This window comes from Profundibacter sp., from assembly GCF_056498605.1.
In genome coordinates, this window is the sequence record NZ_JBSMEZ010000153.1 from 32871 (window position 1) to 45374 (window position 12504).

A 12504-nucleotide genomic window follows, 5' to 3' on the forward strand; every position below is an offset into this window, starting at 1 on the left:
TAATCATTGGTGGATCAATCAAAAGACGCTGACCAATCGCTAAATGCGGCGGCAACAGGCGTTGATCCTGACTATGTGCCGTACAAAAAGCAAAAGCTGTCTTATGCCAATACATTCACCAACCCGTTCAAGGTCGGCGTTATTCGGGTGATGGAATGGTTGACCGGCAAAATCCCGTTGTTGCGCCTGATCCGCCAGTTTGAACGTGAAGGTGTGGTCAGCGGACAGGCCTTTTTCACCAGATGCCTGTCATTGATGCAGATTGATGTGCTGACACCGGCCGCGCAGATTGCGAAAATACCGGCGACGGGGCCGATGATTGTGGTGGCGAACCATCCACATGGTCTGGTTGATGGGCTGGTTCTGGCTGAATTGATCGGTAAGGTGCGCACGGATTACAAGATACTGACCCGCAGCCTGTTGACCGGCATTCCCGAGATTGAAACCTTTATGCTGCCTGTCGCTTTCCCGCATGAGGAAAATTCGCAGCGCCTGAATATCAACATGCGTAAAGAGGCGATGGCACACCTAAAGGATGGTGGCGTGATTGTGCTGTTTCCGGCCGGCGTTGTGGCATCATCCAAAACCATGTTTGGTCCCGCGATTGAGGCGGAGTGGAACCCCTTTACCGCCAAGATGATCCAGCGATCAGGTGCAACCGTGGTGCCTATCTTTTTCCCAGGCCGTAATTCACGCACCTATCTGATTGCCAACCGTATTTCGGCGACGCTTCGACAGGGATTGCTGCTGCACGAAGTCAAACATTCGTTGAAAAAGCCGCAAGCGCCAATTGTTGGTGCGTCGATCCAGCCGGATGAAATGGACGAATGGTCCAACAATCCGCGTGGATTTATGGCATGGCTGCGCGAGAAAACGCTGGCGTTAAAACCCTAACGGGTCGGCACCGGTTTATCACCGCGATAGTCGTAAAACCCACGGCCTGATTTACGGCCCAGCCAACCGGCCTCGACATATTTGGTCAGCAGCGGGCAGGGTCGGTATTTAGTATCGGCCAGCCCGTCGTGCAGGACGTTCATGATCGCAAGGCAGGTATCCAGACCAATAAAATCCGCCAGCTCCAGCGGCCCCATCGGGTGGTTCGCGCCAAGGCGCAGCGAAACGTCGATGGATTGAACCGATCCGACGCCCTCGTATAGTGTGTAAACCGCCTCGTTGATCATCGGCATCAGGATGCGATTGACGATAAAACCGGGGAAATCCTCGGCGGTGGCGGCGGTTTTACCTAGGCGATCAACCACTTTGTGGCATGCAGCAAAGGTTCCCTCGTCGGTGGCGATACCACGGATCAGTTCAACCAGCTGCATCACCGGAACGGGGTTCATAAAGTGGAACCCCATGAATTTTTCGGGTCGGTCTGTGCGTGATGCAAGGCGAGTGATCGAAATGGAAGAGGTGTTCGAGGTCAGGATCGTATCCGGTTTCAAATGCGGGATCAGATCCTCGAAAATGGCGGTTTTGATGGCCTCGCGTTCGGTCGCCGCCTCGATCACCAGATCGGTTTGGCCAAGATCAGGCAATTTTAATGTGGTTTTGATCCGGCCAAGCGCTTGCGCCATGTCGTCTTTGGAAATCTTTTCACGGCTGACTTGGCGTTCAAGGTTCTTGCCGATTAAGGCCGTGGCACTGTCCAGTGCATCCTGTGACATATCCGTCATCAAGATGTCATAGCCCGCTAAAGCACAGACATGCGCAATGCCATTGCCCATTTGTCCGGCACCAACAATACCGATTTTCTGAATTTCCATAGTAAACCTCAAACCTATTTGGGTCGACATTACGGTGTGAAACAGAACATGCGCAAGGGGCCATCACTGGAATAACTCGTCTCAAATTATCTGTTTAGCCATTTGGAAACATCTTTCAGCGAATCTGTTCCTGGGTGAATCGAAAAGAGAGAGGTGGGTGGAATGACCTATGAAAACCTGGGGCAAGGTGCCCTTGACTATTTCCCGTGTCGTTACGGGAAATCCAAGCTGCTGTTTCGTGGACCGCGCAAAAAAATGGCGGGGGAATATGTGGCGATGATTGGTGGCACAGAAACCTATGGTAAGTTTATTGGAAAACCGTTTCCAGCGCTGGTCAGCGATGAAATGGGGGTGGAATGCGTCAACTTTGGCTGTGTGAACGCAGGCGTTGATGTGTTCTCCAGCGAGCCAGTGGTGATTGAGGCTTGCGCTAAGGCGCGGGCGACGGTGGTGCAGGTGGTTGGGGCGCAAAATATGTCGAACCGGTTTTACGCGGTGCATCCGCGCCGAAATGACCGGTTCTTGCGGGCATCGACCCTGATGAAAACTGTATTCCGCGAGGTGGATTTTACCGACTTCAGTTTTACCAAGCATCTTTTGTCCACGTTGCAAGCGGTATCGGAAGAGCGTTTCAATATTGTGCGCGACGAGTTGAAAGAAGCGTGGGTTGCGCGGATGAAACTGCTGTTGGACAAAATCGAGGGCAAGACCATTCTGCTCTGGTTTGCGGACCGCGCCCCGGATGATCCGTCATTATCGGACGGGTTGGGGCGTGACCCATTGTTCGTTGATCGCGCGATGATCGAGGCAATTCGTCCGATCGTGACAGAGGTGGTCGAGGTGGTGCCAAGTGCAGCGGCATTGGCCGAGGGGACCAAAGGGATGTTGTATTCTCCGATGGAAGAACCGGCCGCGAATGAGCTGATGGGGCTGACGGCACATGAAGAGGTTGCGCAGGCTTTAATAGAGCCGCTAAGGCGTCTGATCTAGAGCGTTTTTCAGTTTCTTGTATCGATATAAACTGGAGCCGCTTTAAAGAAAAAGGCCCGCTGTAATGGCGGGCCTTTTTACATTCTGTATGGGTGATTTACAGTGCGTCGATCAGGGCCGGAACCGCATCGAACAAATCAGCGACAAGGCCGTAATCGGCAACCTGAAAAATTGGTGCTTCTTCGTCTTTGTTGATTGCAACAATGATTTTGCTGTCTTTCATACCGGCCAAATGCTGGATCGCACCGGAAATCCCGACCGCGATATACAGATCAGGCGCAACCACTTTGCCGGTTTGACCAACTTGCCAATCATTCGGTGCATAACCGGAATCAACCGCCGCACGGGACGCGCCAACAGCAGCGCCCAGTTTGTCGGCCAGTTTCTCGATCAGGGCAAAGTCGTCTTCTGATCCGACGCCACGACCACCGGAAACCACGACGCCAGCCGAGGTCAGTTCGGGACGGTCGCTTTCGGCGACTTTATCTTCAACCCATTCGGACAGACCCGCGTTGGCAACGGTTGCGATTTTGTCGACCGAGGCCGATCCGCCATCAGTGGACGCATCAAACGTGGTGGTTCGGATTGTAACCACTTTTTTGCCATCAGTGGATTTCACCGTCTGAATGGCGTTACCCGCATAGATCGGGCGCTCGAATGTATCACCATCAACCACGGCGGAAATATCCGAAATCACCATCACGTCGAGCATTGCCGCAACCCGTGGCATCACGTTTTTTGCCGCTGCCGTGGCGGGGGCTACGATGTGGTCATAATCGCCAGCCAGCGACACAATCAGATCGGCAACTGGTTCGGCCAGATCATGGCCGTAAGCCGCGTCATCGGCGCAGAGCACCTTGGCCACACCGTCCAGTTTTGCCGCTGCATCGGCAGCGCCGGAACAGCCAGCGCTTGCGCACAGGATGGTGACATCGCCCATCATTTTGGCGGCGGTCAGGGTTTTGGAAGTTGCATCAACGGACAATTCGCCGTTAACGACTTCGGCAAGTAAAAGAACAGCCATCAGAGTGCCCCCGCTTCTTTGAGCTTCGCAACAAGTTCGGCGACATCGGCAACTTTCACACCTGCAGCGCGTGTATCCGGCTCGCCGGTTTTCACAACGGTCAGGCGCGGGGTGACATCGACGCCGTAATCGGCAGCGGTTTTTTCATCCAGCGGCTTTTTCTTGGCTTTCATGATGTTTGGCAGTGATGCATAGCGCGGCTCGTTCAGGCGCAGATCAACGGTGATGATGGTTGGCATTTTCACCTTGATGGTTTGCAAACCGCCGTCCACTTCGCGGGTCACGGTGGCGTGGTCGCCATCGATTTCCAGCTCGGAGGCAAAGGTGCCTTGGGACCAGCCCAGCAATGCCGACAACATTTGGCCAGTGGCGTTCATGTCATTATCAATGGCCTGCTTGCCAGCCAGAACCAGTCCGGGGGCTTCTTCATCCACAATCGCTTTGAGGATTTTGGCAACGGCCAATGGTTCGACGTCTTGGTGCACGTCTTCGGCAGCGACCACCAGAATAGCGCGGTCAGCACCCATTGCCAGCGCAGTCCGCAAGGTTTCTTGCGATTGCTTGACGCCGATGGAAACGACCACAACTTCTTCGACGGTTCCGGCTTCGCGCAGGCGGATTGCCTGCTCGACAGCGATTTCATCAAAGGGGTTCATCGACATTTTGACATTGGCGAGATCAACACCCGTGCCGTCCGCTTTGACGCGAACCTTCACGTTGTAGTCGATCACGCGTTTGACGGGTACTAGCACCTTCATCTGCGTATCTCTCCTAAATTTCCCTGATTACAGGGGATTCTCTCAAGCTCTCATTGGTTTGTTATCCGACAGAGGCGCAGGAAAATAGAGTAAAATCGACATGAAGTGGCACGGCGACGCCGCGTTTCACATTTTAGCGGTTTGCACCGGGCACCCAGAGCACATCCTTGGCTCCGTTTTCGTTGGCAACACGACTGGCCACAAAGAACCAATCCGACAGCCGGTTCAGGTATTTAATCGCATCCGGATTGACCGCTTCAACCCCCGCCAGCTCCACCGCCAACCGCTCGGCGCGGCGCGAAACCGTGCGGCATAGATGCAAATGGGCGGCAAGTGCGCTGCCACCGGGTAGGATGAAGGAATGTAGAGTGGCAAGGTTGGCGTTCATCGCGTCGATTTCATCCTCGAGCCGTGTGACTTGGGTATCGGTAAGGCGCAAGGGCGGGTATTCTGCGTCGGCGTCTTTGTCCATTTCGGGACGGCACAGGTCGGCCCCCAGATCAAACAGATCGTTCTGGATCGCGGCCAGTTGGGTATCCATGTCGCCGCTTGCGTGCAGGCGGGCAAGGCCAACGGTGGCGTTGGTTTCATCCACCGTGCCATAGGCAGATACGCGCGGCGAGGTTTTGGAAACGCGGGTGCCATTGCCCAATGCTGTTTCGCCTGCGTCGCCGGTTTTGGTGTAGATTTTGTTCAGGACAACCATGATTTACCCTCCTGAACTGCGGAAATACAAAAAGATCATCAGCAAGATAACGGCGATGGCTTGGGCATAAATCCGGTAGCGCATCAAGCGGTTCCCGTGCTTGCGATTGAAATCGCCACCTTTGGCAAATCCGCCGATGCCAAGCGCCAGAATGAACACCACAACCAGAACGGCCGCGCCGAGAATCAAAAAGAGAGGGTCGTTAAACATGAGCGTTTCCTTTGGGCCTGTTTAGCCTTTGAGCAAGATCCAGTCAAAGGCGCGTGTCGACAGAACACGACGCAGAATGCCCGACAGATAGGTTGGCACGGTGACATAGTAGCGCGGTTTCGGGCGTTTTGATTCCAGCGCGTGGATCAGTTTTTTGGTGACGGCTGATGCGGGCAGCTCGAATTTATCTGGCTCACCGCTTTCGTCATAAAGGCGAGGACGCAGGCCGTGCTCATAGAGTTTGTGCAGGGGCGAGTTTTCCCAATCTATCCATTTTTCAAAATGGGGCTGGGCATTGACGCGGATTTTGGTGGTGATCGGGCCGGGCTCGATCAGGATCACGTCAATCGGTTGGTCATGCATTTCAAGACGCAATACATCGGTCAAACCCTCAAGCGCGAATTTGGTCGAAACATATGCACCACGAAACCGCAACGCGGCTAGCCCCAACACGGACGAGCAGTTGATGATCCGGCCATGCCCTTGCTTGCGCATTACAGGAATAATCTGGTTGGTCAGGTCGTGGTAGCCAAATACATTCACCTCGTAAATGGCGCGCATAGCGTCGCGCGGTAGGTCTTCGACGGCACCGGGAATGGCGTAAGCACCATTGTTATATAGCGCATCCAATGTGCCGCCAGTGCGGTCCAGCACTTCGGCCACAGCGGATTTGATCGAGGCCTCATCGGCGTAATCAAGCGTGAAGCTTTCAAGACCTTCGCCCCGAAGGCGTTCGCAATCTTTTTCCTGACGGCAGGTTGCGAACACCCGCCAGCCACGGTTTTGCAACGTATGCGCCGCGTCATAACCGATGCCCGATGAGCAGCCTGTGATCAGGATGGATTTTGGTGTCATTACAGCGCCTTTTAATAGAACTACTATTCCGGAATAGTAGTTCTATTCAGAATCGCAAATCAATCAGGAAAACAAGCCTGATAAAGCGATATCCGCAAAGTTTTTTGAAGTTGGGTTTCGGGGTTTACCCCAGTGGGTCAACATCCGTCATAAAGCGTTTCATAATGAAACCTTCAACGCCGTCACCCTCGATCCTGATTTTCACCCAGTCCGCATCGGGGTCCGAGACGATTTCGGCAGCTTCGCCATAAACCACTTTGCCCAATACCTCGTAATTGGTCGACGGCCCCCCACGCACATTTACGCGCGATCCGGTGACGAACCAGATGATGCGCTCAGGCTCTGGTGCCGGTTCGGGGGCGGAAACGACGGCAACCGCAACAGGTTCCGGTGTGCTGACCACAACCGGGGCTGCAACTTCGACGGGGCCGATCAATGCGGTGCGCGTGGCTTCGGGCGCAGGCTTAACCACGGGCGCGTCTTTGGCGACCATCTCGGTGAACACAGGCTCGTCCAACTCCGGCGCAAACGCCATTGCAGCCATAATCGACCCGCCAAGGAACAAAGTTAGCTTAAACATTTTTTCACCCCACAGGGCTGGCAGCGCCCCGAACTCGTTATATTGAATCACCTTTTATATGATAAAATACCCCCACGTAAAGTTACCTTTGTTTCTTGTCCTACACGTGTGGCGCGGGTATCACGGGCGACATGAGTTCAGAAGATAAAAGAATTGCAGGCGAAATTACCGAACCTTTGCGCCGTGCGCTGGGGGACCGGTATCTGACCTATGCGCTGTCCACCATCATGCACCGTGCGCTGCCCGATGCGCGTGACGGGCTGAAACCTGTGCATCGGCGAATTTTATATGCGATGCGTGAGTTGAAGCTGGCATCAGCTGGTGGTTTCCGCAAATCAGCCAAAATTTCCGGCGATGTGATGGGTAACTATCACCCGCATGGGGACGCGGCGATTTATGACGCGATGGCGCGATTGGCGCAGGATTTCAACGTGCGTTACCCGCTGGTCGACGGGCAGGGGAATTTCGGCAATATCGACGGGGATAACCCCGCTGCGGCGCGGTATACCGAGGCGCGAATGACGGCAGCCGCCGAGGCATTGCTGGAAGGTTTGGCCGAGAACGCCGTTGATTACCGTGAGAATTACGACGGCACCTTGACAGAACCTGTGGTGTTGCCAGCGTCATTTCCAAACCTGTTGGCCAATGGCTCCACCGGCATTGCGGTTGGCATGGCCACCAACATCCCGCCGCATAACATCGAGGAATTGTGCAACGCCTGTTTGCATATGATCAAAGCGCCCAATGTGCGGGATGAAACCCTGCTGGATTACATCCCCGGCCCCGATTTTCCCACTGGTGGCACGATTGTCGAGCCACGCGAGAATATCCTTGAGGCGTATCGCACGGGGCGCGGTGCGTTCCGCCTTCGTAGCAATTACTTTGTCGAGGATCTGGGCCGTGGTCAGTGGCAGATCGTGGTCACCGAAATCCCCTATCAGGTGCAGAAATCCAAACTGATTGAAAAGCTGGCCGAGCTAATTCAGTTGAAAAAATTGCCGATTTTGGCAGATGTGCGCGACGAGAGCGCCGAGGATATCCGGCTGGTGTTGGAGCCGCGTAGCAAAAACGTCGACCCCGATGTGTTGATGGGCATGCTGTTTCGCACCTCGGACCTTGAAGTGCGCTTCAGCATGAACATGAACGTGCTGATCGACGGTTTGACGCCCAAAGTTTGCAGCCTGAAAGAAGTGCTGCGCGCCTTTCTGGATCATCGCCGCGATGTTTTGCAGCGTCGTAGCCAGCACCGTTTGGATAAGATTGATCACCGTCTGGAAGTGCTGGAAGGGTTTATCATCGCCTTCCTTAATCTGGATCGGGTGATTGATATTATCCGCTATGATGACGACCCCAAACGCGCCTTGATGTATGAGGTTTGGGCGAGGCCCCGTGCGCGGGCCACGGATGAGTCGGATTACGTTTCGCCGTTTGACGCGCGCGGGCCGGTTGGCGAGGATGAAGAGCCATCGCTATCCGAAGTGCAGGTTGATGCGATCCTGAACATGCGCCTGCGATCTTTGCGTCGACTTGAGGAAATTGAACTGGTTCGTGAGCGCGATGAGTTGATGATCGAGCGGGCAGCACTTGAGGATTTGTTGGAAAGCGAGGATCTGCAATGGGCGCGGATTTCTGAACAGCTGCGCGAAACCCGCAAGAAATTCGGTAAAGACTATGAGGGCGGTGCGCGGCGCACCCTGTTTGCCGAGGCGGGCGAAGTCGAAGAGGTGCCGATTGAAGCGATGATTGACCGCGAGCCGATCACCGTGGTTTGTTCCAAAATGGGCTGGATCAGGGCCATGTCAGGCCATGTTGATCTGGAGCGTGAATTGAAATTCAAGGACGGCGACGAGGCGCGGTTTATGTTCCACGCCGAAACCACGGATCGTTTGCTGGTGTTTGGCAGCAACGGACGGTTTTACACCCTGTCCGCCGCCAACCTGCCGGGTGGGCGCGGTATGGGCGAACCTTTGCGCCTGATGGTTGATCTACCGAATGAAGCCGAAATCATTGATCTGTTTATCCACAAAGCAGGCCGCAAACTGCTGGTGGCCTCAACCGCTGGTGACGGGTTTGTGGTGACCGAGGATGACGTGCTGGCCCAGACCCGCACCGGTAAACAGGTGCTGAATGTACGCGGTGATACACGGGCGCATGTGTGTCGTGCGGTTGCGGGGGATCACATCGCTTGCGTTGGTGAAAACCGCAAGGTTCTGGTATTCCCGATTGCCGAGTTGCCCGAAATGGGCCGTGGCAAAGGCGTGCGATTGCAGAAGTATAAGGACGGCGGGCTGTCGGATGCGACGACCTTTGTTCTGGCCGAGGGGCTAAGCTGGCTTGATCCGGCGGGGCGCACCCGAACCGAGACCGAGCTGGCGGAATGGACCGGCAAACGGGCTAGTGCTGGCCGGATGGCGCCGCGCGGGTTCCCGAGAGATAACAAATTTACCTAGTGTGAAACGTCAGATGTGCTTGTCTTGATGTTGAACCAGTTTTGAAATGAATAGCGGTTATAGGTGGGTAGTGCAGCTAAGGTCGTCAATGAGCTTACGCCTACTAAAGCAGATGTTGGAAACACCTTGTGAGTTCTTTCTCGCCAGAGGTGAAATTCAATAGATTTTTTCAATCAAAATGTAATATGATGTTTCATTATCAATGAGCGGAAATTAGTCATGATCACCAGCCAAGAACTAACCGTTGCCGCTACATCTCATATTAGTGATACCGAACTTCGTTCCTTAATCGATTGTGAGCTAGACGAAGCCGATTTCGAGACGTCCGATATACGATTGGCATTGGCGGCTGATCTCCTTTGCGATGCGGCTCTCGAAGTTATGGTTCAGATATCTAAAAAACCCAGCATAACCAAGATTGTAGCTCTTGATGCCGATACGGATCTAGAGCTGCCAGAGATGGCGATCTACAAGGATTTATATCGTTCTTTTCAAGAGAAAAAAGTGACACATGAGGAGTTGCAAGCTTTGTTGCCCCGAGGCTCTGTTGCCGACGTTATCCAAGATATGTTAGAGGCAGGTGAATCCCCAGAGGACATCGCAGATGCAACGATTTGCATTGCTTCAGTTCGCCTCGCAGAACTGTTAAAGGGTCAAACTAAACCAAAAGGCATATTGGGCCGGATATTTGGTAGAATCTAGGATATTGCGATTTTCAAACCCCATGATCGGAAATTCTGCATCCCCGACATTCGATGTTTAGAGCATTCCGAACGACACCGTTGCGCATTTCAAATCGGTCCAGCCTTCAACCAAACCCCGCCTTCGGGACGCAATGTCAGGATCATCACCGGTTTCGGATCGCGCCCCGCAACCGGCGCAAACCGGAACCGTGATAGCAAGGTCGCAAGGATAATCACCGCTTCCTGAATGGCAAAGCCAGACCCAATGCACACCCGCGGCCCCGCGCCAAAGGGCAGATATGCAAATGGATCAATTTTGTTCGATTTGGCAAAACGGTCAGGATCAAACGCGTCGGGATTTTCCCACAACAGGTGGTTGCGGTGCAGCGCATAGATTGGCAGCATCACGGTATCGCGCGCGCGGATTTCACGGTCGCAGAGGGTGTCCGGCGCTTGGGCTGTGCGCGACAGCATTGCAGCGGGCGGGTAAAGGCGCAGGGTTTCGTCAACGACCTGACGAACATAGGGCAGCGCGTCCAGATCACCGGCGGTGGCGGTGCGCCCGTTCAAAACCGCTGTCGCCTCATTCCGTGCGCGGGTCTGCACGCCTTGGTCAAAGGCGCAAAGATACAGCGCCCACGCCAGCGTCAGCGCGGTGGTTTCGTGCCCCGCAACGATGAACGTCAGCAGGTTGTCACGCAATTCTGCCGTGTTCATCCGGCGTTTTGTTTCGGGGTCTTCGCCCGATAGCAACAGGTCCAGCAGGTCAGGCACATCATTTACATCAGCGCCTACGCGGTTCTCGATCGCCTGATCTGCGACGCGTTTCATCTGCTTTAACGCGCCCGAGGACATCAGACGCGACGGGCGTGGCACCCATGACGGAACGCCCAGAATGTCGAGCAATGAAATCTTGGCGGTCTGGTCAATGTAGCTGTCGATGGCCTTGTGGATTGCAGCGCGGTCAAATCCCTCATCGCCAGAAAAGGTCACATCGGAAATCACCTCGAATGTGGTGGCCGTCATTTCGTCAAACAGATCGACAGCGCCCCCTTGTGCAGCCATTAACCGGTCTGTGACGTGATCGGCAGCAAGGCTCATCACTGGGCCAAGGTTACTGATATTGCGCCATGAAAAGGCAGGCGCGGCGGCGCGGCGTTGCCAGTGCCAATGTGCCCCTTCGGCAATAAACAGGCTGTCACCAATCGCGGGGCGCAGGATGTTTTTGGTGACGTCGGATTTGGGATAATTTCGCAACCCGTCCTTTAGAATATGGCGCAACGCACCTGGGTCCATCACCATATGCCAGCGCTTGCCGGTTTTGCCCGACACAATCGGCTGGCGGGTGGCGATATCGGGCAAAATCTCCAGCACGTTGCGCCGCGCTGTCGCAAGCGAGCGGAAAATCCCCCACGGTTCGGTCACCAGTGGAACTTTGACGGGAATGGTTTGGGTCCGGATCGGCATCACTCTACTTCCTGTTATGCCCGAGTATAGATAGGTGCGCGGGATTGGCAATTCCGGAAGGATTGCGCAATGGGCGGTGCTGCTGTATCTCGAAAGAACTGCCATTAGGGGAATCTGTTAATGTCGTTTTTTTCTGTCATCCGTGTGATTGTTTTGATCTGTACGCTGGGGTTTCTAGCTGCCTGTGGCGGTGTCGAGGATCTGTCGCAACCACCTGTGCCGATGGGAAATTTTCTGTTGGGGCATAATATCATCGTTGCAGATGCCGCACAGGCTGGTCCTCTATCGCGCAAGGCTGATCCGGATGATTGGGAGGCTGCCCTGAAAACAGCAATCGATGCGCGCCTTGGCCGGTATGAAGGCGACAAATATTTCCACATTGGCACCCATGTTGATGCCTATGTTCTGGCCATTCCCGGTGTGCCGCTGGTTGCGACCCCCAAATCAGTGCTGATTATCAGCGTTAATGTTTGGGATGATGCGACGGGGCAAAAACTGACCGAGGAACCAAAGCAACTGACAGTGTTTGAACGGTCCGAGAAAAGCACGTTTATAATAGGGTCGGGGCTGGTGAATTCCAAGGCTGTGCAGATGCAAAACCTGTCGCGGAATGCCGCAAGGATCATTCACAAATACTTGCTGGAAAACCCTGAATGGTTCGGCATGCCGCCACTAGAGCCCAAAGCCACGCCGGTAAATCGTGAAGATAACTGACACAACAAGCCTGATTTGATGGCGTCGCGCGGATATTTGTTGCCGTGAAACACTACGGGGCAGGGTTATCCTGCCTCTTCAATCAGGCACTTGATTTTGTGTCGTAAACTCAATAAATCCCCGCTTTATATGAACTGGGCCTACTTGGCCCCCTAATGATGAGGCGCCTGACAAATGGCTAAGGAAAAGTTTGAACGTAATAAGCCGCACGTTAACATCGGCACAATCGGCCACGTTGACCACGGTAAGACGACACTGACGGCTGCGATCACCAAATATTTTGGCGATTTCAAAGGCTATG

Annotated in this window: 14 protein-coding genes; 6 read left to right on the forward strand and 8 right to left on the reverse strand. The window is 54.3% G+C overall.

Features of this window, described 5'->3' with window-relative positions; translation table 11 throughout:
* Positions 1-6 precede the first annotated feature (6 nt).
* The gene (locus ACWB12_RS15235; RefSeq protein WP_479530948.1) at positions 7-894 is read left to right on the forward strand and encodes a lysophospholipid acyltransferase family protein; all 888 of its coding nucleotides are present in this window, start codon (positions 7-9) and stop codon (positions 892-894) included.
* Here ACWB12_RS15235 and ACWB12_RS15240 read toward each other — a convergent pair.
* Positions 891-1766, reverse strand: coding sequence for a 3-hydroxybutyryl-CoA dehydrogenase (locus ACWB12_RS15240; protein ID WP_479530949.1), 876 nt, complete (start codon positions 1764-1766; stop codon positions 891-893). The two genes, ACWB12_RS15235 and ACWB12_RS15240, sit on opposite strands and share 4 nt — an antisense overlap.
* Positions 1767-1928: 162 nt before the next feature.
* Between ACWB12_RS15240 and ACWB12_RS15245 the strand changes: the two genes are divergently transcribed.
* Positions 1929-2756 carry a DUF6473 family protein gene (locus tag ACWB12_RS15245; RefSeq protein ID WP_479530950.1) on the forward strand — a complete coding sequence of 276 codons (828 nt, stop codon included), beginning with the start codon at positions 1929-1931 and terminating at the stop codon, positions 2754-2756.
* A 97-nt stretch (positions 2757-2853) separates the two neighbouring features.
* Here ACWB12_RS15245 and ACWB12_RS15250 read toward each other — a convergent pair whose 3' ends face one another.
* The 6 genes from ACWB12_RS15250 to ACWB12_RS15275 all read right to left on the reverse strand — a co-directional run bounded on the left by ACWB12_RS15250 (position 2854) and on the right by ACWB12_RS15275 (position 6889).
* Positions 2854-3780, reverse strand: coding sequence for an electron transfer flavoprotein subunit alpha/FixB family protein (locus ACWB12_RS15250; RefSeq protein ID WP_479530951.1), 927 nt, complete (start codon positions 3778-3780; stop codon positions 2854-2856).
* On the reverse strand, positions 3780-4538 hold the full coding sequence (locus ACWB12_RS15255; protein WP_479530952.1) for an electron transfer flavoprotein subunit beta/FixA family protein: 759 nt from the start codon (positions 4536-4538) through the stop codon (positions 3780-3782). Before ACWB12_RS15255 ends, ACWB12_RS15250 begins: the two co-directional genes overlap by 1 nt.
* A 133-nt stretch (positions 4539-4671) precedes the next feature.
* Positions 4672-5244, reverse strand: coding sequence for a cob(I)yrinic acid a,c-diamide adenosyltransferase (locus tag ACWB12_RS15260; RefSeq protein ID WP_479530953.1), 573 nt, complete (start codon positions 5242-5244; stop codon positions 4672-4674).
* 3 nt (positions 5245-5247) lie between these two features.
* On the reverse strand, positions 5248-5454 hold the full coding sequence (locus ACWB12_RS15265) for a twin transmembrane helix small protein (protein WP_479530954.1): 207 nt from the start codon (positions 5452-5454) through the stop codon (positions 5248-5250).
* A gap of 21 nt (positions 5455-5475) precedes the next feature.
* Positions 5476-6309, reverse strand: a complete 834-nt coding sequence (locus ACWB12_RS15270; RefSeq protein ID WP_479530955.1) for an SDR family NAD(P)-dependent oxidoreductase — start codon at positions 6307-6309, stop codon at positions 5476-5478.
* Positions 6310-6433: 124 nt separating this feature from the next.
* Complete coding sequence (locus tag ACWB12_RS15275) at positions 6434-6889, reverse strand: SH3 domain-containing protein (RefSeq protein ID WP_479530956.1); 456 nt, start codon at positions 6887-6889, stop codon at positions 6434-6436.
* 131 nt (positions 6890-7020) lie between these two features.
* On the opposite strand from ACWB12_RS15275, the gene ACWB12_RS15280 reads away from it, so the two are divergent.
* Both ACWB12_RS15280 and ACWB12_RS15285 read left to right on the forward strand, forming a co-directional pair.
* Positions 7021-9339, forward strand: a complete 2319-nt coding sequence (locus ACWB12_RS15280; RefSeq protein ID WP_479530957.1) for a DNA topoisomerase IV subunit A — start codon at positions 7021-7023, stop codon at positions 9337-9339.
* 219 nt (positions 9340-9558) lie between these two features.
* Positions 9559-10041, forward strand: coding sequence for a hypothetical protein (locus ACWB12_RS15285; protein WP_479530958.1), 483 nt, complete (start codon positions 9559-9561; stop codon positions 10039-10041).
* A gap of 89 nt (positions 10042-10130) precedes the next feature.
* Here the strand turns inward: ACWB12_RS15285 and ACWB12_RS15290 are convergent, their stop codons facing one another.
* Complete coding sequence (locus ACWB12_RS15290; protein WP_479530959.1) at positions 10131-11489, reverse strand: cytochrome P450; 1359 nt, start codon at positions 11487-11489, stop codon at positions 10131-10133.
* Between the two features lie 120 nt (positions 11490-11609).
* Between ACWB12_RS15290 and ACWB12_RS15295 the strand changes: the two genes are divergently transcribed.
* Both ACWB12_RS15295 and ACWB12_RS15300 read left to right on the forward strand, forming a co-directional pair.
* Entirely contained in the window at positions 11610-12203 is a 594-nt protein-coding gene (locus tag ACWB12_RS15295) for a hypothetical protein (RefSeq protein WP_479530960.1), read from the forward strand.
* A 174-nt stretch (positions 12204-12377) separates the two neighbouring features.
* Positions 12378-12504, forward strand: a 127-nt coding sequence (locus ACWB12_RS15300) for a GTP-binding protein (RefSeq protein WP_479530165.1), incomplete at its 3' end; no start/stop codon positions are given.